This window comes from Shewanella sp. 10N.286.51.B8 (assembly GCF_041469325.1).
In the GTDB taxonomy this organism is placed as follows: domain Bacteria; phylum Pseudomonadota; class Gammaproteobacteria; order Enterobacterales; family Shewanellaceae; genus Shewanella.
In genome coordinates this window covers 50,808-71,375 of sequence record NZ_JBFRKG010000003.1, presented here as the reverse complement: position 1 = coordinate 71,375, position 20,568 = coordinate 50,808, and the positions used below count along the sequence as shown (strand labels likewise).

General features: G+C 41.3%; 18 protein-coding genes. 8 read left to right on the top strand and 10 right to left on the bottom strand.

All coding sequences use genetic code 11. The features are described from left to right. Positions 1 to 31: 31 nt before the first annotated feature. Positions 32 to 907 (bottom strand): LysR family transcriptional regulator, encoded by an 876-nt coding sequence (locus AB4160_RS00980; RefSeq protein WP_102440522.1) that lies wholly within the window; start codon positions 905 to 907, stop codon positions 32 to 34. Positions 908 to 1,104: 197 nt separating this feature from the next. After that, on the bottom strand, positions 1,105 to 2,139 hold the full coding sequence (locus AB4160_RS00975) for a porin (RefSeq protein WP_372003260.1): 1,035 nt from the start codon (positions 2,137 to 2,139) through the stop codon (positions 1,105 to 1,107). A gap of 335 nt (positions 2,140 to 2,474) precedes the next feature. Between AB4160_RS00975 and AB4160_RS00970 the strand changes: the two genes are divergently transcribed. Next, positions 2,475 to 4,250, top strand: a complete 1,776-nt coding sequence (locus AB4160_RS00970) for a flavocytochrome c (RefSeq protein ID WP_102440524.1) — start codon at positions 2,475 to 2,477, stop codon at positions 4,248 to 4,250. Positions 4,251 to 4,414: 164 nt separating this feature from the next. Here AB4160_RS00970 and fabV read toward each other — a convergent pair whose 3' ends face one another. The 7 genes from fabV to pspF form a co-directional block, all read right to left on the bottom strand. Further along, positions 4,415 to 5,617: an enoyl-ACP reductase FabV gene (fabV, locus tag AB4160_RS00965; protein WP_102440525.1), complete on the bottom strand. Its 1,203-nt coding sequence runs from the start codon at positions 5,615 to 5,617 to the stop codon at positions 4,415 to 4,417. 105 nt (positions 5,618 to 5,722) lie between these two features. Next, a complete protein-coding gene (locus AB4160_RS00960; protein ID WP_076536964.1) occupies positions 5,723 to 6,508 on the bottom strand; it encodes an ATP-binding cassette domain-containing protein in 786 nt (261 codons plus the stop codon). Continuing rightward, positions 6,489 to 7,496 carry an oligopeptide/dipeptide ABC transporter ATP-binding protein gene (locus AB4160_RS00955; RefSeq protein ID WP_102440527.1) on the bottom strand — a complete coding sequence of 336 codons (1,008 nt, stop codon included), beginning with the start codon at positions 7,494 to 7,496 and terminating at the stop codon, positions 6,489 to 6,491. The genes AB4160_RS00960 and AB4160_RS00955 overlap by 20 nt, the downstream gene beginning before the upstream one ends. A gap of 3 nt (positions 7,497 to 7,499) precedes the next feature. Then, the gene (locus AB4160_RS00950) at positions 7,500 to 8,390 is read right to left on the bottom strand and encodes an ABC transporter permease subunit (protein ID WP_102440528.1); all 891 of its coding nucleotides are present in this window, start codon (positions 8,388 to 8,390) and stop codon (positions 7,500 to 7,502) included. Beyond that, entirely contained in the window at positions 8,377 to 9,408 is a 1,032-nt protein-coding gene (locus tag AB4160_RS00945; protein ID WP_372003257.1) for an ABC transporter permease subunit, read from the bottom strand. The genes AB4160_RS00950 and AB4160_RS00945 overlap by 14 nt, the downstream gene beginning before the upstream one ends. Continuing rightward, positions 9,408 to 11,036 carry an ABC transporter substrate-binding protein gene (locus AB4160_RS00940; protein WP_372003255.1) on the bottom strand — a complete coding sequence of 543 codons (1,629 nt, stop codon included), beginning with the start codon at positions 11,034 to 11,036 and terminating at the stop codon, positions 9,408 to 9,410. The genes AB4160_RS00945 and AB4160_RS00940 overlap by 1 nt, the downstream gene beginning before the upstream one ends. Before the next feature lie 71 nt (positions 11,037 to 11,107). Further along, a complete protein-coding gene (gene pspF / locus AB4160_RS00935) occupies positions 11,108 to 12,205 on the bottom strand; it encodes a phage shock protein operon transcriptional activator (protein ID WP_102440531.1) in 1,098 nt (365 codons plus the stop codon). A 178-nt stretch (positions 12,206 to 12,383) separates the two neighbouring features. Between pspF and pspA the strand changes: the two genes are divergently transcribed. From pspA to AB4160_RS00905, 6 genes are all read left to right on the top strand, one after another. Beyond that, the gene (gene pspA, locus AB4160_RS00930; protein WP_076536951.1) at positions 12,384 to 13,079 is read left to right on the top strand and encodes a phage shock protein PspA; all 696 of its coding nucleotides are present in this window, start codon (positions 12,384 to 12,386) and stop codon (positions 13,077 to 13,079) included. Positions 13,080 to 13,098: 19 nt separating this feature from the next. After that, positions 13,099 to 13,338 carry an envelope stress response membrane protein PspB gene (pspB, locus tag AB4160_RS00925; protein ID WP_102440532.1) on the top strand — a complete coding sequence of 80 codons (240 nt, stop codon included), beginning with the start codon at positions 13,099 to 13,101 and terminating at the stop codon, positions 13,336 to 13,338. After that, on the top strand, positions 13,325 to 13,720 hold the full coding sequence (gene pspC / locus AB4160_RS00920; RefSeq protein WP_076536947.1) for an envelope stress response membrane protein PspC: 396 nt from the start codon (positions 13,325 to 13,327) through the stop codon (positions 13,718 to 13,720). The genes pspB and pspC overlap by 14 nt, the downstream gene beginning before the upstream one ends. A gap of 138 nt (positions 13,721 to 13,858) precedes the next feature. Next, positions 13,859 to 15,313: a YcjX family protein gene (locus tag AB4160_RS00915; RefSeq protein ID WP_102440533.1), complete on the top strand. Its 1,455-nt coding sequence runs from the start codon at positions 13,859 to 13,861 to the stop codon at positions 15,311 to 15,313. Position 15,314: 1 nt separating this feature from the next. After that, positions 15,315 to 16,415 carry a TIGR01620 family protein gene (locus AB4160_RS00910; RefSeq protein ID WP_303501674.1) on the top strand — a complete coding sequence of 367 codons (1,101 nt, stop codon included), beginning with the start codon at positions 15,315 to 15,317 and terminating at the stop codon, positions 16,413 to 16,415. A 171-nt stretch (positions 16,416 to 16,586) separates the two neighbouring features. After that, positions 16,587 to 16,934 carry a ComEA family DNA-binding protein gene (locus AB4160_RS00905; protein ID WP_372003252.1) on the top strand — a complete coding sequence of 116 codons (348 nt, stop codon included), beginning with the start codon at positions 16,587 to 16,589 and terminating at the stop codon, positions 16,932 to 16,934. A 74-nt stretch (positions 16,935 to 17,008) separates the two neighbouring features. Here the strand turns inward: AB4160_RS00905 and AB4160_RS00900 are convergent, their stop codons facing one another. After that, a complete protein-coding gene (locus tag AB4160_RS00900; RefSeq protein ID WP_303411026.1) occupies positions 17,009 to 17,746 on the bottom strand; it encodes a YciK family oxidoreductase in 738 nt (245 codons plus the stop codon). Between the two features lie 259 nt (positions 17,747 to 18,005). Here AB4160_RS00900 and AB4160_RS00895 point away from each other — a divergent pair, with 259 nt between their 5' ends. Continuing rightward, positions 18,006 to 20,480: a VolA/Pla-1 family phospholipase gene (locus AB4160_RS00895; protein ID WP_372000503.1), complete on the top strand. Its 2,475-nt coding sequence runs from the start codon at positions 18,006 to 18,008 to the stop codon at positions 20,478 to 20,480. Positions 20,481 to 20,568: the final 88 nt, after the last annotated feature.

Genomic DNA, 20,568 nt, shown 5'->3' with positions numbered 1-20,568 from the left:
ATATTGGCAACCTTATTAGTTTATCGCTTTGTTATTGATTGCAGAATTGGATGAACTCTTCAAGTAACGGACTTAATGCTTCTTCATTACGCCAAATAGACCAGTAGTTTCGCTCGAAATCCCACTCTGGTAAATCTATTTCAATAAGTTGACCGCTGGCTATTTCTTCTTTTACAGCAAGGTAGGGCAGTACACTAACGCCAATGCCAGTACCAATAGCACGTTTTATCGCGCCCATAGTATTCATTGATAATTCTTGATGAATATTGATACTGGCACTTTTTAATAGCTGGGTATTACGTAGCCTCGACACCGAAATGGTTTCATCCATAACCCATAATTGTTGCGACAGCAATTCAGGGGTAATGGTTTCGCTTGCTATTGGATTGTTACTGCCGATGACGATACACAATCTATCTTTAAGCCACTGCTGATATTGTAAATTATTTAACCCAGGCTTGGCATCGACAAAACCTAAATCCAGTTCTTTTTCAGACACCATTTTCTCGATGGCTAAACTGTTGTTAATCACTAGTTTAATATCAACACAGGGGTGTTGTTGTTTAAATAATGGGATGATTCTTGAAAGAATATAGTTACCCGCAGTTTTACTACTGCCAACTTTGATGGTGCCACCGATGGCTGTTCGCTCAGTAAACATCTGCTCTAATTGATTACTTTTAGAAAGCATCTCATTGGCGTAAGGCAAAATAACTTCACCATTATCATTAATGGTTAAGCCGTTACTGCTTCTCTCAAATAGACGGGTGCCTAATGAACCTTCTAAATCCTTTAACGCCATACTGACAGCGGGGACTGACATATGTAATGTTTTGGCTGCTTTAGAGATCTGACCATTAATATGGATGGCTTTAAATATTGACAGTTGCTTGAGTGTGATTTTCATGGGCAAATTATTCTATGAATTCATCAATAGTATAACGAGTTGACAATATTACTCTGTAAATGCTAACGAGTTCAAGTTATTTGAAAAAGTCTTACCTTGTTAGCATAAACCCATCATTTATGATGGGTTTATCATATTTTATCAGCGAGACCTACATCGATATAAGTGCAGATATTAACGCGAAATAAAAATTGGACTTAGAAATCGTAGCGCACGCCTAGGGTAAATACATTATCATCTTCTAATTCAATCGTCGGGCCTGTGTTAGCAACCCGATATTCACCTTCATAGGTGGCGTAGTGACCAAACACCATCGTTGACTTTGATAGACGGTAATCGGCACCGACTGTGAATGAGCTAATATCGACATCGGTCGCTTCCTTGTATTGTGCTGAAGAGACGTCATTATTTTTAAAATACTTACCAAAACCGGCCTTGTCCTTGCCATATTCAGCTTTAAAGTTGATGCCACTCCAGTTATATATTGCGCTAACGAAGTAGGAATTACCTTCTTTATCACTATAAGTTTGGCTTTGGGTATTTTGTAATAAACCGCCTAGTTTAAGACTACCAATTTTAACTTGCCCAACCCCGCGGTATGCGTCGACACCGCCAATGGTGTTATATGCCGCTGCAACATAATAACGTTGTTTTTTGAGTTTTTTATCACCAGCGGTGACGCTTAATGCGTACTGACTTTCGCCAGAGTCATAATTGTCATCCACTAAATAGGTCGCATTGACACTGACTAAATCGGCAATTTGTGGAGAATAGTATGTGATGCCATCGGCTTTCCTGTCTTGCCCAGCAATCATTCTATTGTAGGCGGCATTGGTTAATGCGAATGCTTCAGCAGTACCTTTTGAGGTTTTCATTACCGTATCATTACGACCGACAATGATGGTACCAAAGTCACTTTTTAACCCTAAGTAGGTGTTTCTTGGTTGAAATAAATCATCATCAGCTTCGTTGGTGGCAGCGTTAACTTGCACTTCAACATTGTAAATGATTTCAATGTTTTCAGTTATTTTCTCACTGCCTTTTACCCCTAAGCGAGAAAAGTTATTTTCTAGCACAGTGCCCGACTTTTGATTTTGTGTTGTGAAACCGTTATCAGATTCTGTTAGTGCCATTTCTAGACGGCCATAGAACTGCGGTGACTCAGCGAAAGCGGCAAAAGAACTTGCTGATAGAATTGATACAACAGTGAGTGAAACTAGTGACTTGTTCATCTTCATAATCATCTCTATTTTAAAATAATATTATCAATTGGTTACGCTGCTTTGGCTAATAAATAGATTCATTAGTAAACCTTAATATCATCAGTTTTGAGGAGGTCGCAGTGTATGTAAACCTGCTATACATAATAGGGTTGAATCACAGAGATAAATTCTAACTGGGTCACAGATGTTGTTATTTTGTAGCGGTTTAAGTTAATTTTAATTTGGTTTCATTAAAACTGAACCAAGTGACAATGTTGACTCATGTCTAAGTTTTACAATCTCTTTATGGGTACTCTTCGTCCAACAAAACAAGTTGTGAAAATGATAATTAGAGGTATGAACCAATGAAACTTAAATATTTAGCTTCGGCAGTGGCAGTGATGATGCTTACTTCTGGCAGCGTAATGGCAAAAAATGACTTAGCGTCTTTCCATACTGAAATGGGTGACTGTCAAAGCTGTCACGTTGCAGAAAAAATGAAAGACATCAAGAAAAGCATGACTGATAGCCAAACTCATGAGAACGCCCAGTGTCAGGACTGTCATGGTGGTTATGCTGATTTAGTTAACGATGAACTTGCGTTTGACCCTCATGCATCTCATTTAGGTGATATCAACTGTACTTCTTGTCATACCGCCCATGCTAAACCTGAGTTGACTTGTAATAACTGTCATAACTTTGAAATGGAAATGCCATTTGCTGATTCAAAAGCGAAGAAGAAGTGGGATGGTGATTGGAATCAAGACAAAATCCAACAAGCGATTGATAAAGGCCCTGTAGAAACCGTTGATGTGATTGTTGTTGGTGGCGGTAGTGCCGGTTTCAATGCAGCGATTTCAGCTAAATTGGCAGGTGCCAACGTTGTTTTATTTGAAAAAGCCCCTTATACCGGTGGTAACTCAATGCTTGCTGCAGGCGGTATTAATGCTGTCGGCACACCACAACAAAAAGCCAAAGGCATTGAAGACACTGTTGATTGGTATGCTGAAGATGCCATGAAAGGCGGTCGTTATCAAAATGACCCTAAACTTGTGCAAACTATGGCTGAAGAGTCTGCTGGCGCTGTAGCATGGCTTGAGTCTTTAGGTGCTGATATGTCAGAGCTTAAACGTTCAGGCGGCGCAAGAGCAGAGCGTACTCACGCACCTTCTGGTGGCGCGTCAATTGGTCCACACTTAATTGATACCTTGCGTAAAGCCGCAGTAGAACGTGATATTCCAGTTCGCGTTAACTCAAGAGTTGAAAAAATCGTCTTAAATGATGATCAATCAGTTGCTGGCGTGGTGGTTCACGGCCGTCATTCAGGCTACAACATGGTCGCTGCTGATTCTATTGTATTAGCGACAGGTGGTTATGGTATGAATAAGCAAATGGTTGCTTACTACCGCCCAACAATGAAAGACATGTCTAGTTCAAATAACGTTACAGCCACTGGTGATGGTGTGCTACTTGCTAAAGAAATTGGCGCTTCAATGACTGATATTGATTGGGTTCAAGCGCATCCTACAGTAGGTAAAGATAGCCGTATTTTGATTTCTGAAACCGTTCGCGGTGTTGGTGCAATTATGGTCAATACTGATGGCAACCGTTTCATTAATGAACTAACGACTCGTGACCGTGCATCAGATGCAATCTTAAAGCAAAAAGATCAATATGCTTGGTTAGTGTTCGATGAGCAATTGGTTGAGAAAAAGAAAATGGTACGTGGTTACGAACATTTAGGTATGTTAAGTAAAGCCAACACCATTGAAGAACTGGCAAAAATCACCGGAATGGCTGATTTACCGAAAACTGCAGCGGATTACAACAAGTATAAAGCAGCAGGTAAAGATGATGCATTCGGCCGCGCCAATATGCCATTAAGCTTAAGCACGCCGCCATACTACGCTGTAAAAGTAGCACCTGGTATTCACCATACTATGGGCGGGATCGCAATTGATACCGATACGAATATCTTGAACCTACAAAGCTGGAAAATGCCTGGTTTGTTTGCGGCTGGTGAGGTCACTGGTGGTGTTCATGGTTATAACCGTCTAGGCGGTAACGCAATCGCTGATACGGTAGTATTTGGTCGTAAAGCTGGTGAAAACGCCGCTAAGCATGCGCTAAAAACTAAATAACTCTTAGTTAAATTTCATCATTCCCTTATAAAGGCCAAGTCTCATCAACTTGGCCTTTTTTTATTAATAAAGCCGCATTAATAAAATAAAGAGTCACTGTGCAGTTAACCAGATATAAAAAAGCCAAGTTATAATAACTTGGCTTTTCTTATTACCTTAGGGGATTAAAGGCTGATAACATCAAAAGTCACGTTTGGATTAACGTCAGCTTCATAGTCGATGCCAGCAATACCAAAACCAAACAGTTTTAAAAACTCTTCTTTGTATTCATTGTAATCAGTCAGTTCAGCAAGGTTTTCAGTGGTGACATCCGGCCATAAGTCACGGCAATGTTTTTGAATTTCTTCGCGTAACTCCCAATCATCTAAACGAAGACGATTTTCATCATCTGTTGGTGCCGCTTGACCATCAGCGCGATATAAACGCTCGCTGAACATACGGTAAATTTGGTCCATACAGCCTTCATGAACGCCTTCTTCACGCATTTTCTTAAATACCATCGCGATGTATAAAGGCATTACCGGGATAGCAGAGCTTGCTTGAGTGACAACACTCTTAAGCACAGCCACATTGGCAGAGCCGCCTGTTTTGGCTAACTTTTCATTAAGGCTATGAGCCGCACGGTCTAAATCCATTTTGGCTTTACCTAATGCGCCATGCCAGTAGATAGGCCAAGTGATCTCGGTGCCAATATAGCTGTAGGCCACGGTTTTACAATTATCCGCTAATACACCCGCATCACTTAAGGCGCTCATCCATAATTCCCAATCTTGACCGCCCATCACTGTCACGGTATCAGCAATTTCTTGCTCTGTTGCTGGCTCTACCGAGGTTTCGATGATGGTGTTTTTGTTGGTGTCTACCGCAGTTGCGGTATAAGTTTCACCGATAGGCTTAAGGCTTGAGCGGATCACTTCACCGGTATCAGGCAATTTACGCACTGGAGATGCTAAAGAGTAAACCACCATATCAATTTGACCTAGGTCTTGTTTGATAAGCTCAATGACTTTTTGTTTAGCTTCATGGCTAAAAGCATCACAGTTAATGCTTTTTGAATATAGACCTTCAGCTTTAGCGAATTTGTCAAAGTAGGCAGAGTTGTACCAACCGGCCGTACCTGGTTTGGTTTCAGTGCTTGGTTTTTCAAAGAAAACACCAATGGTGGCTGCATCACTACCAAATGCAGATGCAATACGAGAAGATAAGCCGTAGCCACTTGAAGAGCCAACCACTAAGACTTTTTTAGGGCCATTGGCAATTTTGCCTTTTGCTTTGGTTAATTCGATTTGTTCTTTGACGTTAGCTTCACAACCGATAGGATGAGTGGTTGTACAAATAAAGCCACGTGTTTTAGGTTTAATAATCATAATTTGGTTTCTTCCTTTAACAATCGCACTAGGATAAATAGTTAGGCGACGAATTGGCACTAGTTTTTATGTTTTTTGGCTAAATTACTCAGTGGTTGGAGCAGTTTAGCGTTTGGCTGTGAGTTGTGTTTGCTGCGATATTAAGCGGCGAGAGTATTCTTGTTGTGGGTGATTGAATAATTCTTCTGTGCTCGCTAGTTCAACTACGCTACCATTTTTGAGCACCAGTACCTTGTCACTAAAATGACGTACAATGTTCAAATTGTGGGTCACAAAAATATACGATAGCCCCATTTCTTTTTGTAATTTTATCAGCAGATTAAGTATTTGAGAACGCACTGATAAATCTAATGAGGCAAGTGCTTCATCAGCGATAATGATTTTAGGGTTTAACATTAAAGCTCTAGCAACGGCTACACGTTGTTTTTGACCTTCAGAGACCATATGAGGATAGAAATTGGCATGTTCAGGTAGTAAGCCCACTTTTCTGAGTCTATCTGCCACCCGCACTTTTCGTTCCGCTGAATTCAATGTGGTGTTAAATCGTAATGGTTCTTCTAGTAGGCTACCAATGGTTAACCTCGGGTTTAATGAGGTGTTAGGGTCTTGAAAAATCATTCTAATTAAGCGGCTGCGCTGTTTGAGATTTCGCGCCTCCAATGCTTCCCCTTCAAACAATATTTCTCCACCGCTGCGAGGCTCTGCGCCAACCAGTATTCGCGCTAAGGTACTTTTACCTGAGCTTACTTCACCGACAATAGCCAAGGTTTGTCCACGCTCAAGTTCAAATGATAGTGGTGACAGGGCTTGATTATATTGCGCTTTGAACCTTTTATAACCCGTAAAATAGCGTTTGCTTAGCTGGTTTACTTTAAGTAATGGAGTTGTCATCTTCTATCTCACTGTTATACGGGAAATGGCAGGCAAAATAGCGATCTTTTTCGTGGGCCAAACTGGGTTGGATAACACATGCTCTTTGGGCGTCAGGGCAGCGAGGACCCAGCCTGCACCCTGCAGGCAAATGCTGCAATGACGGCGAGGAACCTTGCAATGTTGGTAAATAGGCTTTGTGGCGTATTTGGCCTGCAAAGTCTGGCAGATTTTTGAATAATGCTTTGGTATAGGGGTGATAGGGTTGTTTGATTAATTCGTTAACGGGCCCCGACTCCATGATTTGTCCGCTGTATAAAATACTGATGCGATCGCACCATTTTGCTAAAGTTTCTAGTTCATGGCTGACTAGCAGTATAGAGACATTTTGAAGTTGGTTTAATTGAGCTAACAAACGAAATATTTGCGCTTGAGTACTTAATTCCATCGCATTCGTTGGTTCGTCGGCGATTAATAACTTAGGGTGGTTAGCTACTGCCATAGCAATCATTACCTTTTGGCAGGCACCTTCAGAAAGTTCCCAAGGGTAACGCTTCATAATGGCTTTGGGCTTTTTAATTCCAACTTTATGAAGCCATTTTTGCGCGGTTAAATGAGTGTCTTTTGCTCTGCGCCAAAAAGGCACGGCTTTGTTTGGCGTGAGCGATTCAATTAACTGACTGCCGATAGTTTTTACCGGGTCTAAACTGCCAGAAGGGTCTTGGAAAATCATGGTCATATCACTGCCCATTAAGCTGCGACGTTGCTTTTTAGTCATTTCCAATAAATTTTTGCCATCCCACATCATGCGATCGGCAATGATGCGCCAGTTTGGGCCTAAAACGCCTAGTACCGCTTTGGCTAATAAGCTACGCCCAGAACCTGATTCACCAACTAAGCCATGAATTTCACCCGGATTAATGGTTAAACTGACTTTCTCAAGTACCTTCACTGTGCCTTGTGGGGTATCGAGTTCGATAGTGAGATTTCTGACATCAAGTAATGGCATGGGCTAGTTTCTTATCGGCGCGAGCGCCGAGCGTAATCCGTCACCCACCAAATTAATGGATAACACAGTAAATAGGATCGCCAAACCTGGAATGGTAATCGACCAAGGCGCAATTAATTGGCTGTTTAACCCTTGAAAAATCATCGCTCCCCACTCTGAGCTAGGGGCTTGTGCTCCAAGATTGAGAAAGCCTAAGGCGGCAATGTCTAATATCGCCACCGATATGGCAATGGTCGTTTGAATAATAACCACTTCCCAGACGTTTGGCATGATGACATACCAAAAGATTTGTATTTGACTGGCGCCATCAAGTTTAGCGGCAATAACGTATTCTTTTTGTAGCTCTTCATGTACTGCTTGGTGAATTGCCCGCACAAATTGCGGCGTTAAGGCTAAGCCTACTGCCCAAAATACATTTATTAACCCCGGACCGGTCACTGCGACAACCAAAATGGCGAGCAATAATGACGGAATTGATAATAAGGCATCGAGCAAATGACCTAAAATACTTGATTTTAACCCACGCATCATTCCTGAAAGGGAGCCAATAATAAAGCCGACGATTAAGGCGCAAAGCACCACAATTAATGACATGCCGAACGTTAATCTAACCCCATGCAATAAGCGGCTGAATAAGTCTCGGCCTAAATCATCGGTACCTAAAAAATGCGAAACATGTCCAAGGGCGTCCCATGATGGCGGTAATAATATGGCATCAGGATTTTGCATTTCTGGTGGGTAAGGAGCGAGTAGCGGCCCCAATACAACCAGTAGTAATAAAAATATTACCGCCCAAAGGCCTGCGACAGCAAATGGGTTACTAGCAAATGCTTTCCACAATTGCATCATAGGTGAAGCTATGTGTTCATCCTGATATATTTTAATTGCTGGCATACAGTTCTTTCCTATTAATAGGGTTAATAGTGGTATGCACTAAATCAATCATAATGCTTAAAAAGATAATCAGCAAAGAGACTGAAAGGATCCCTGCTTGAATCACGGTGTAATCTCGCTGATATATTCCTGCAATAAGCCATGATCCCACCCCTGGCCATGCAAAAATTACCTCGACAATAATGCCGTAACTGGCAAACGAGCCAAGCATTAAGCCAAAGGCTTTAAGAACTGGGATAAGCGCGTTAGGTAAGGCGTGTTTCATTAAAATACTATAGGTATTAAGGCCACGGGCTTCAGCAGCGCGAATATAGGTTTGGGTCATAACCGTCATCATTGCTTGACGTGTGATACGTATAACGACAGTAAAAGGTAATACCGCTAAGGTTACCGCAGGTAAAATGATGTGTAATAAGGCATCTTTAAATGCTGAGATCCGATAGGCTTCATGTGATAGCAAAGTATCGATCAGCATAAAACCTGTGACGGGTTCAATTTCATATAATAAATTGATTTGTCCAGAGATCGGCAACCACTCTAGCTTTACCCCAAACCATAATGACAAGGTTAATCCGAGCCAGAATACAGGTATAGAGTAACCGGTTAAGGTTAGGGCTAAAATACTGCGCTGGACTGACTTGCTTTCACTTAATGAGGACAATACGCCAAGTGGCACTCCAAAAAATATTGCTATCGTCCCAGCAAATAATGACAATTCAAAAGAGGCGGGTAACACGTTACTGAGCTCTGTGGCGACACTTTGTTGTGAGTTAACCGAAATCCCTAAATTGCCTGATAATCGCTCGGTTAAATAAGCGATAAATTGACTAAGCTGGTTACTATCAAGCTTAAAGTCTGCAACGGTTTGTGCTTGTTGCTCACTGCTAGGGAACTGTAACCCAGTTAAGGCGTAGCTTTTTTCAACTGGAAACATACCGGTGGCAAAAAACAGTACCGCAATCATAACCAATGAAGTGGCAAAAAATAAATTAATTCGTCTTAGAAAATAACGCCACATTAAGGTTTTTTCTCCGCAGTTTTTAGTTCGATATTAGAGAAAGCCATTCCACCATAGGGGTTAACATCTTTAGTTGATACTGAAATGTTTTTTAGGATCAATTTTTGTCCATGGGCAATATTAACCAAGGGAACTTGCTGATGAATGAGCTGTTCAGCTTGCTGATATAGCGCCTTTCTTGTGGTTTTTATTGGCGTAGCTTTAGCTTGTGCAAGTATTGCGTCCAATTCAGCTGAACACCATTTAGAACGGTTATTATTTGATTCTAGGGCTGAGCAACTGAGTAGTGGGGTAAAGAAATTATCAGGATCGGTATTGTCAGCATTCCAACCAATTAATACTGAATCATAATCTTGGCTAATTAATTTTTGCGTAAACACGCTCCAGTCATAACTGACAATATTCACTTTAACCCCAATGTTGGCTAAGTCGGCCTGAATCAGCTCTGCGGTCTTGAGGGCGTTTGGATTATAAATTCGCACCACTGGCATCGCCCAAATATCAAAGGTTAAGTTATTAACCCCTGATTCTTCTAACAGCCTTTTAGCTTTCTCAGGATCAAAATCATTAGGGTCGGATGAGTCTGAATAAGCCCATGATCCTGGCGGCAGCATTCCGGTCGCTTCTACAGCGGTGTCATGGTAAACCACATTAAGGATATTTTTCTTATCAATGGCATGGGCAAGGGCAAGTCGAACTCGCACATCGTCTAGAGGAGGCTTTTGAGTGTTAAATGCCCAAAAACCGACGTTTAACCCCGGTTTAGTGTTAATTTTTAAGTGTTTATGCTGTTTAATTACTGCAAGTTCATTTGCCTTTGGCAGGGCAGACACATGGCAATCTTTAGTGATGATTTTAGCCAGTCTAGACTCACTTTTAGGTGTGATATCAAAAACTAACAGGTCAATTTTAGCCGCTTTACCCCAATATGCGGTATTGCGTTTATAGCGAATAAAATCATTTTTGACATAATCTGCGAGGTAAAAAGGCCCTGTGCCGATGGCGAAGTAATCGATATTTTCAGGGGTACCTGCCTGCCATTGTTGCTCGCCATATTCGGCAGAAAGAATAACGGCAAAATCAGTGGCCAAATTAGCTAAAAATGATGCATCAGGTTGGGTTAAGTGGAATACCACTTCATAATCGTTTACTTTTTCGACTCGACTCACTAAGTTGGAAAAATCAATACTTTGGAAAAATGGATAGCCAGTTCTGCTCACTGAGTGAAAAGGATGCGCGGGATTAATGATGCGATTAAATGAGAATAGTACATCATCGGCATTAAAATTTCTTGAAGGTTTGAACAAATTATTGTGCTGGAACTGTACGCCTTTACGCAACACAAAGTGATAACGTAAGCCATCATCGGATATGCGCCACTGGGTTGCCAGCGCAGCCATAAAATCAGATGAGTCATTGTTATAGTCAATTAGGCGGTTGTATAACTGATTAGAACTGGCATCAATAGTGGTACCAGAAGTGACCAATTGCGGATTAAAGGTTTCAGGATTGCCCTCAGAGCAATACACAATACCTGATGGGACATTGAGTTCACCACAACCTGTTACTAAAAAACTTAGCAAGCAGAGTAATGCAGCAGGTTTAAAGCGTTTTAATGTCTCACGCATTTTTTCATCATATTATTTAGGTACTGAATAAGTATTTTAGCAGTGTTAATAACTTAGGAGCAAATATCCTATTAAGACTTTTCAAGTAAATTATACTTTTTCAAAATGCCCCGCAGTTGGTGGTAGCTTAAACCTAATATTTCAGCGGTTTTCTTTTGATTATATTGGCTTTGGGCTAAGGCACTTTTTAGCAGGTTAATCTCATAGTTTTCAGTATGCTCTTTAAAGTCTAATGGGAAGCGAATATCTCTGTCTGTTGCACTGGTGCTAACTGATGATGCTTCATTTTCAGTGGAGTCATCGGTTACTGGAACCGCGACTGAAGTATCGGGAGCTTGATGCTCTGTTTGCTGCCTTTCACGAGTTTTGATTCTTGATGTTGGTCGATAAGGAGAGGCAAAAGGATCGACAATAATGTGGTCTATTTCTTCACCTTCAGATCCTCGACGATAGACGCTGCGTTCGACCACGTTTTTAAGTTCGCGGATATTACCTGGCCAGCGATATGACATGAGTTGCTCTATAGCTACTGGACTAAAACCGCCAAAATAATCTAAATTCAGTTGCCTTGCCATGCTCACGGCAAAATGCTCTGCTAAAGGCATAATGTCTTCTGTGCGGCTACGAAGGGGCGGTAGGGTGATAACATCAAAGGCTAACCTATCCAGTAAATCAGCCCTAAATTCACCATTTTCAGCTAATGAAGGTAAGTCCTCATTGGCAGCACAAATTAACCTTACATTGGTATTAACTGTTTTACTGCCACCCACTCGTTCGAATTCACCGTATTCGATGACACGTAACAGTTTCTCTTGAATTAATCCTGAGGTATTGGCCAGCTCATCTAAAAATAAGGTGCCTTCATCGGCGCGTTCGAAGCGACCTTCATGTTTGCCTTTCGCGCCCGTAAACGCACCAGACTCGTGGCCAAACAGTTCGCTTTCAAGTAATGATTCACTTAATGAAGAGCAGTTTAATTTAATAAACTCTTTATCCCAACGGCCTGATAAATAGTGTAACCGCTCGGCGATTAATTCTTTACCTGTGCCGCGTTCACCAATAATTAATACCGGCTTAGAAAGTGGGGCAACTTTAGAAACATGTTCTAATACCTCTAACAAAGCATTAGATTGTCCGATAAGATTGTCTTGCTCAAATTGTTTAGTCACTGTAATTTTTAGTCTATTACGCTAACAAGTGGTGAAAATCATAATAGTGGGCTGCGGCATTAAAAGAAAGAAAAAGTTAATATTTTGGTTATGATGTTGAATTGTCTGGTTTTTTAAAAGTTGGCACAACTCGTGAATAGTAAACTTCGACATTAACAATATTTTTGAGGGACACATTATGGGAATCTTCTCACGCTTTGCAGATATCATTAATTCGAACATCAGTGCTTTACTTGATAAAGCTGAAGATCCAGAAAAAATGGTACGCCTGATCATTCAGGAAATGGAAGACACGTTAGTTGAAGTACGCTCTACTTCTGCAAAAGTATTAGCAGAAAAGAAAGAATTACTAAGACGCATTAGCCGAGTTCAAGAGCAAGTGATTGATTGGCAAGCTAAAGCTGAATTAGCTTTATCGAAAGATAGAGAAGACTTAGCAAAAGCTGCGCTAATTGAAAAACAAAAAACGGTTTCATTATTAGAAACCCTTGAGATGGAACTTCAAGTAGTAGAAGAGCACATTGCTCGTCTTAAACATGAAGTTGAACAGTTACAAGAAAAACTGAATGATGCCAGAGCACGCCAAAAAACCATTATTATGCGCAAGCAAACTGCCACTTCACGTTTAGAAGTTAAAAAGCAGCTTGATTCAAGTAAAATTGATGATGCGATGGTGAAGTTTGAGCAATATGAGCGTCGCGTTGAAGGTTTAGAGTCACAAGTTGAAGCTTATGATATTGGTAAAAAGGGTAGCCTTGCTGATGAGTTTGCGGCACTTGAAGCTGAAGATTCAGTCAATGACGAACTTGAAGCATTAAAAGCGAAAGTGAAAGCTAAATCGCAACCTAAATCAAAAACTAAATCAGACAAGTAAACTTTTTCAGAGGTGAGTTATGGATATGGATCTTCTTATTGCCCCAATCATTATATTTTTAGTTATTGTGGCACCTATTTGGTTGATTCTTCATTATCGCAGTAAGCGACAAGTGAGTCAGGGGCTCACTGAAGAAGAGTTTACACAATTGAATGAATTAATTGCCCAAGCTGAAAAAATGGGCCGACGTATTGAAACATTGGAAGCTATTTTAGATACGGAAGCGCCAGAGTGGAGGGGGAAAGATGAGCACAGCTAACGGTCGCACATTATACCGTATCCCATCATCAGGCAAAATTTCTGGGGTATGTGCAGGGATTGCAGACTTTTTTAATCTTGAAACCTGGTTAGTCAGAGTGGTCGTAGTCTCAATATTTTTATTGGGTGGTTCTGGGCCTGTGTTTATTATCTATGTCGCCTTATGGATGATATTAGATATTAAGCCTGAAGATACAACACATGCCAAAGGCCACAAAGATATTGAAGTGAAGAAAAAGGTTTGGCAGGCAGGAGAGCCGGCAAAACGTGCCTTACATGATGTAAATAGTCAGTTTTATGCACTTGAAATTAGACTGCAACGACTTGAGCGCCATGTCACTTCCGATAATTTTGATTTGAAAAGAGAAATTAATAATCTTTAACTCGATTCAGACGACTATCTTCATATAATTCCAATGGGCGGTTTACCGCCCTTGTGTTTTTTTAGCAAAGACTTGATTATCAGTACTTGAAAATATTTTTCATCCCTATTTTGCTTATTCCTTAATTTGAGATTAACTATGAGCTTTATTGATCGTTCAATTAATAAAATTTCCCAAAAAACTCATCAATTAGTTCATCGCTCAACCGATCGGCATGTTCGTTTAGCCGTGACCGGTTTATCAGGGGCGGGTAAAACCGCCTTTATAACAGGGCTGGTTAATCAAATGCTCCATGCGGGGCTGCAATCAGAAAAAAGCCAAACTCAAAACCCATTGCCTTTGTGGCAAGTGTGCCGTGAAAATCGTTTGATAGGCATTAAACGCGCCATGCAACCTGATTTAGCCATTGCCAGTTTTGACTATAAAGGAGCGATGACATCATTAACCCAGTCGCCTGCAACTTGGCCTGCATCAACCCGTAATATCTCTGAGTTAAGGCTAGCGATTAAATATCGTCCTCAAAAGGGCATATTGGCAAAACTTGCTGATACTGCCACCTTGTATGTGGATATTGTTGATTACCCAGGTGAGTGGTTATTGGATTTACCAATGATGAAGCAAAACTTCATCCAGTGGTGTGAGTCACAAATTGACGTTAAGCACCGATTAGCTGCCTCAAGCTATTATCCGCAGTTTGTTAGTGTATTAGCTAACATCAATTTATCAGAAACTGCTGATGAGCATAAGTTAAAGCAGATTGCAGACTTGTACCAAACATTACTGGTCGACTTGGTTAACAACCAAGGCTTTTATCTTGCACAGCCTGGTCGAATGCTATTACCTGGAGAGTTTGCCGATACCCCTTTATTGGCCTTTTTCCCACTCATAAATCTCAGTAATGATGAATTAGCCAATTTAGAAAACGCTGCTGACTCTAGCTATTACCAAGTGCTAAAGCGTCGCTATGAAGAGTATGTTTCAGTGGTGGTTAAGCCGTTTTATCGGGATTATTTTGCTAGTTTTGATCGTCAATTGGTGCTGGTGGATTGCTTTAATGGCCTAAACAGCGGTAAAGCACAATTTGAGGATATGGGTAATGCACTCAATAGTATTGTCGAAAGCTTTCATTTTGGACAATCGAGTTTATTAAGGCGTTTGTTCTCACCTAAAATTGATAAGTTACTGTTTGCCGCCAGTAAGGTTGACAGGGTTACTCGTGATCAGCAGAGCCATGTATTAAGTTTATTGACCGATATGCTAAAACACAGTCAGCACTTTGCTAACTATGAAGGCTGCGAAGTCGAAACGATGGCCATTAGCGCCATCAAAGCCACACAGCATGGCATGGTATCAACAACCAGTGGCGAGCAAGAAGTGGTCAGAGGCATAGATAAAAATCAGCAAATGCTCACCATATTTCCAGGCGAAGTGCCTCAGCGGTTACCCCAAGATAGCTTTTGGGACAAGCAAGGCTTTAATTTCGTGTCTTTTAACCCGCCTCGATTACCACAATCATCGATGTCCGACCCTCGTTTTGAGCATATTCGCTTAGATCATCTTTTACAGTTTTTGCTGGGGGATAAGTTGCAATAATATGAGTAACAATAATAGCAAGAGAACAGAGTTTGAAGACGCTCAACTTAAGCAGCAGCAAGTGTTTGATACTGAAACGCTTGATTCGGGTAAGGATCAAGACGTTAAAGGGTCACAATCATTTACCGATGTCGAGTTTATTTGTGAAACTAATTTAGCAAAACTCCCTGAAACCATCGATGAACTCGAGTCCATCGATAAGCTCGGCGCTAAGCCTAAAAAAATCTCAATGCTTGCCAAGTTATCATTGTTAGCTTTGATACTGGTGGTTATCGTTCAAACCATACAAGGGCTGCAAACTGCCTACCTGCAAAGCCCGTGGCTATTTGGTTTTTACGTGACAGTGGCGGGGATCATCATGGCGTGGGCTGGGGCAATAACCCTGTCAGAGTGGAAAAAACTGATAAAGCTTAAACATGTGGCCGATACCCAAGCCACAGGCGAGCGTTTAGCGTTAAGTATGCAGCGCGGTGAAGCCAGTAAGTTCATCAGCCCCTTATTGCAAAAATACCCAGATACCGAAGGTAAAAAGCAATACTTAGCCATTAATAGCGTTGAACATAATGACGCTGAAATGGTGATGCTATTTGATGAATTAGTTTTGTCTGAACGCGATGAAAAAGCCAAAAAAATTGTAAGTCGCTTTGCGGCGGAGTCGGCACTACTGTTAGCGGCGAGTCCTTTAGCAGTATTAGATATGGCGATTATTTTATGGCGTAATCAGCGCATGGTTAATGTTATTGCAGATGTATATGGCATTGAATTAGGCTATTGGAGCCGGATTAAACTGATAAAAAGTATCGTACTAAATATTGTTTATGCTGGCACCACTGAAGTGGTAACAGATTTAGGCACCCAGTTATTATCGGTTGAAATGACCGGAAAGTTATCAGCACGTTTAGCCCAAGGTTTAGGCGGAGGTTTATTAACTGCGCGACTTGGTTATCAAGCCATGAGCTTATGTCGGCCGCTAAGTTTTAAAGCGCAAAATCGCCCTAAATTGAGCCAAGTGCATCAGCAGTTGTTAGGCGAACTAAAAAGCTTTTCTGCGAGTGTAATGAAAATAAATAAAAATAAGCAAAAACAAACAGTAGAAAAATAATCTTACTTATTTTTTGCAAAAAATAAATTGTTTACTACAGTTTTATGTTAGCGATAAATGCCCTGTTTTTAATAGATCATTTTCTTGTTGAATAGGGTGTAACGCTGACAAATACCGACCATGGATAGGGAAGTTGGTCGGGTTATTAAATAGGACTTTAAGGAGTTAACAATGAAACATCCATTACTCATGGGCGTCATGCTCACCTGCGCGTTATCAGCAGCAAGTATCACTTTGGCTGTCGCCAAAGACACCACTAAACCAGCAGCACTCACTTCAGCTGAAATGTCTAAAACCACAGCCGTGAAAAGTAGCAATACAAAGATGGCTAAGGTGAATATTAATAAAGCGACAGCAGAGCAGTTACAAGCCCTCAATGGTGTTGGTGAAGCCAAGGCAAAAGCCATTGTGGAATATCGAAATAAATATGGTAAGTTCAAAAATGTCCAGCAATTAACCCAAGTTGCCGGTATAGGTGAAAAGCTGGTTGAGAAAAATGCTAAAGCGATAAGTTTGTAATTTATCAATTGACGACTTGGTATTAAAAAAGGGAGCTTTCGCTCCCTTTTTCAGTTTACTGATTCAATGGATGGTTACTGAGCGGTAAGTTGCTGACCGTTGACTTCAAAAGAATCTTCACCCATTAAATATAAGTAGGTTGGCATGATATCTTGTGCGGTTTTTAATGTTTGTGGATCTTCACCTGGGTAAGCTTTTGCGCGCATTTCAGTGCGGGTTGCACCAGGGTTAATACTATTTACACGCAGGCTAGTGCCTTCACATTCATGGGCAAGTACTTGCATCATGCCCTCAGTCGCAAATTTAGAGAACGCATAAGGTCCCCAATAAGCTCGTCCTTGACGACCAACACCGCTAGAAGTGAAGATAATAGATGCTGATGGTGCGCTGCGCATTATCGGTAATAAGGCTTTAGTTAAGATTACTTGGGCGGTGACGTTCACTTTCATTACATCTTCAAGTGATTCAAGGTCGATATGTTCAAACGGCCCTAATGCGCCAAGTAAACTGGCATTATGCAGTAATCCATCTAAATGACCGAATTGCTCAGCGATAGTTTCGGCCATATCTTGATAGTTTTGCTCTGTGGCACCTTTTAAATCTAATGGCACAATAGCAGGTTTGGGATAACCAGCTTGTACTATTTCATCATAAACCGTTTCAAGTTTTTTAACTGTTTTACCTAGCAAAATAACGGTCGCGCCGTGTTTTGCGTAGTTTATCGCCGCAGTGCGACCAATACCTGCGCCAGCGCCGGTAACCAGGATTGTTTTATTTTTTAGTAAATCTTTTTTAGCTTGGTATTCCAACATGATTCAATTTTTCCTTGGACTGTAAAAGCATGTCAAATCTCGTTTCGAACAAAAGGTAAACGAACGTTTTAAACAATTGACTTATATTTGTTAGTGAATAGTATGTTTCTTTGTAACAAATTTGTGGCTAACTCTATAATTTTACGTTAACTTGAGATGAGTTAAGGGCAAAAATATGTCCTTATGGTCATGCGTTTACGCTATTGTGACCAATTTTTGGGGAAATTAAAATTATTACAACAAGATTTGGGGAAAAAAGATGAAAAGACTCATATTGGGTGTTGCTATTGCATCTGCTCTTGGGCTTAGCGGCTGTAGTGAAGATAGTTCTAACGAAGCAAAAGATAATGTAGAAACGCTAATTCCATTCTCTCAAGTGGTATTTGACCCTGCTGCAGGTGATGTGCCATTACCAAATGACCTTTTATTTAACGGAACACTTGATGGAACGCTAGCTATACCAGGTGAAGACGGTATTGATTATGTTGATCCATCGCTTGCTTTGGGGGCATTAGATGGCTGGTCAACTTCATCACCAATTTCGCTTAGTGTTGATTTAGCAACAGACTCTGATGGTGCAATGCTCACCCTTGATGAAGCCTCTGTTTCTCAACCTGGTGCAGTAAGATTATTTGAAGCCACTGTTGGCGGCGCTTTATCATCTGATCCTGAATGTAGCGATGCGCCCTCTGTATCAGCATGTAAAGTGGGTGATGAACTGCAATTTGGTGTTGATTTTGTGGCATTAGCTTCAGGTAATAAAATTGCAATCGTGCCTTTAAAACCGCTTAAAGCTAATCAATCTTATATTTACGCTACCACCACATTAGTTCAAGACTCTGCAGGCCGCGCCGTTGAACCATCGAGCACATATAATTTATTAAAACTAGATATCGACACTAAGCCTCTTGAAACACCTGACCAATTATTCCTTCAAGGTTTAGTTAATAGTTATGAAAAGGGCTTAGCAGCAGAGCATGGTGTTGATGCTGCAACCATCAGTTATTCTGGCTTGTTCACGACTCAATCAGTCAATGATGTGTATGAAACCGCTAAACTGCTAATGGCAGGGCGCGAGCCATATATGCCATCATTTGTGCAAACGCCTTCACCGCAAGGTTACACTGTAGCGCAAGCGCTTGGTCTAACGCCTGAAGATGGTGTTGCATATCTGCTTTCTGATATGGCAGATGTTTATGGCGCAGCGATTAAATTACCGGTTTATGGTGAATGTTCATCAGTAAATTGTTTAAGCCCAGAGTTTGAGCCATTAATTAATGGACGTTGGTTTGCTCAAGGTGATAGCCCTGTATCGGTATTGCTTGCATTGCAAGCTGGGACCTTAAGCACCGCTAAATTTGCTGAGCAAGCGATGGGGTTCAATATCGATCCTAATGCGGCTTTAGCTAACCCATCGTTACTAGCTGGCTACCCATGGAAGTTAGACGATGGTACAGATGCTGACCCAACAAAGCATTTAACTAAGTTTAATCCTATTCCTAAAATTATGTCCTATGAAACGGTGCCTGTGTTTATTGCAATGCCAAACGCGCAGAAAGTCGCAGCGTTTCAAGCATCACAAGGTCTTAATTTCATCCCACCAACGAATGGCTGGCCAACCAATATTGCTTTACATGGTTTAGGTGGCGGTAAAGAAATGGCGTTATCTTATGCCGGCGCTTACGCTGCAATGGGTGTGGCAACTATCGCAATCGATATGCCGCTTCATGGGGCACGCTCTTTTGATGTCAACAAAGACGGTATTTATGAAGTATCAGCAACCGATCCTGCTTTTGGTTCGCTAATCGGCCAACCTGATGCATTCCAAAATGGTAACCCGTTAGCATTTGTGAATATCGGTAGCACATTGTCTGTTCGTGATAACTTCCGTCAGGCAACTCTTGATCATCTTGCTTTGCGTTTACTGTTAACTGGCATGTATCAACAAATTGCCCAAGATGGTGGGCAGCAAGTTTTTGATATCAGCAAAATCAGTGCTCAAGGATTAAGTCTCGGTGGTATTGTTGGGACTAGTTTTTCAACGTTTGCCAATACTGGTTTAGTCGATCCGACTACAGGTAATGCATTACCCAATCCTTATGCCACTAATGCAGCATCCTTAGTGGCTCCCGCGGGTGGATTAGCGGGCGCATTTGCTGGTTCTGCAGCCTTTGGTCCTGTTCTATTTGCAACCATTACCCAAACTGACATGTTTAAAGCATTGGTTGACGAGGCCAACCCTGGTTATGAAGTCGGTACACCTGAGTATGATGCATTAGTTCAAGCCGTTTATGCTGGATTTATTCCAACTTTTGCTTTTGCTGTTCAAACAGCCTTTGATAGTGCCGATCCAATCAACCACGCAGCAACACTAGCTGCAACAGGTACCCCTGTGCATTTGATTGAGGTTGTGGGTGATGGCGCAGGTAACTTACCAGACCAAACACTACCAAACAGCGTTGAAGGTTTCCCATTGTCAGGTACCGAGCCGTTAATCGCTACCCTTGGTCTAGAGTGTGTTGATAGCACAAAATCTGGATCTGGTGTCGTTCGATTCTCTAAAGGTCATCACAGCTCTGTTGTGAGCCCTAATGAAACAGATGCGACTGATGGTATGGCTGCTCAAGCGACGGCTGAAATGCAATCGCAAGTCTCTATGTTTGCCCGTACCGCAGCGGTGGGAGAAGCGGGAATTGTCGTGACTGATAACGATGTGATCCAAGCTTGTAATTAATCATTACGATTAAATGCGTTGATTGATTAAAAACCCAGCATTTGCTGGGTTTTTATTGTCTACCGGGTTTAACTTCCTGCTAAGATAA

Coding starts and splice junctions, on each gene's coding strand:
- AB4160_RS00940 (WP_372003255.1), bottom strand. CDS start 11,036: ATGCGTGAGACATTAAAACGCTTTAAACCTGCTGCATTACTCTGCTTG.
- AB4160_RS00950 (WP_102440528.1), bottom strand. CDS start 8,390: ATGCCAGCAATTAAAATATATCAGGATGAACACATAGCTTCACCTATG.
- fabV (WP_102440525.1), bottom strand. CDS start 5,617: ATGATTATTAAACCTAAAACACGTGGCTTTATTTGTACAACCACTCAT.
- AB4160_RS00960 (WP_076536964.1), bottom strand. CDS start 6,508: ATGACAACTCCATTACTTAAAGTAAACCAGCTAAGCAAACGCTATTTT.
- AB4160_RS00970 (WP_102440524.1), top strand. CDS start 2,475: ATGAAACTTAAATATTTAGCTTCGGCAGTGGCAGTGATGATGCTTACT.
- AB4160_RS00915 (WP_102440533.1), top strand. CDS start 13,859: ATGAGCTTTATTGATCGTTCAATTAATAAAATTTCCCAAAAAACTCAT.
- AB4160_RS00910 (WP_303501674.1), top strand. CDS start 15,315: ATGAGTAACAATAATAGCAAGAGAACAGAGTTTGAAGACGCTCAACTT.
- AB4160_RS00955 (WP_102440527.1), bottom strand. CDS start 7,496: ATGCCATTACTTGATGTCAGAAATCTCACTATCGAACTCGATACCCCA.
- AB4160_RS00895 (WP_372000503.1), top strand. CDS start 18,006: ATGAAAAGACTCATATTGGGTGTTGCTATTGCATCTGCTCTTGGGCTT.
- AB4160_RS00975 (WP_372003260.1), bottom strand. CDS start 2,139: ATGAACAAGTCACTAGTTTCACTCACTGTTGTATCAATTCTATCAGCA.
- AB4160_RS00980 (WP_102440522.1), bottom strand. CDS start 907: ATGAAAATCACACTCAAGCAACTGTCAATATTTAAAGCCATCCATATT.
- AB4160_RS00905 (WP_372003252.1), top strand. CDS start 16,587: ATGAAACATCCATTACTCATGGGCGTCATGCTCACCTGCGCGTTATCA.
- AB4160_RS00945 (WP_372003257.1), bottom strand. CDS start 9,408: ATGTGGCGTTATTTTCTAAGACGAATTAATTTATTTTTTGCCACTTCA.
- pspB (WP_102440532.1), top strand. CDS start 13,099: ATGGATATGGATCTTCTTATTGCCCCAATCATTATATTTTTAGTTATT.
- pspC (WP_076536947.1), top strand. CDS start 13,325: ATGAGCACAGCTAACGGTCGCACATTATACCGTATCCCATCATCAGGC.
- AB4160_RS00900 (WP_303411026.1), bottom strand. CDS start 17,746: ATGTTGGAATACCAAGCTAAAAAAGATTTACTAAAAAATAAAACAATC.
- pspA (WP_076536951.1), top strand. CDS start 12,384: ATGGGAATCTTCTCACGCTTTGCAGATATCATTAATTCGAACATCAGT.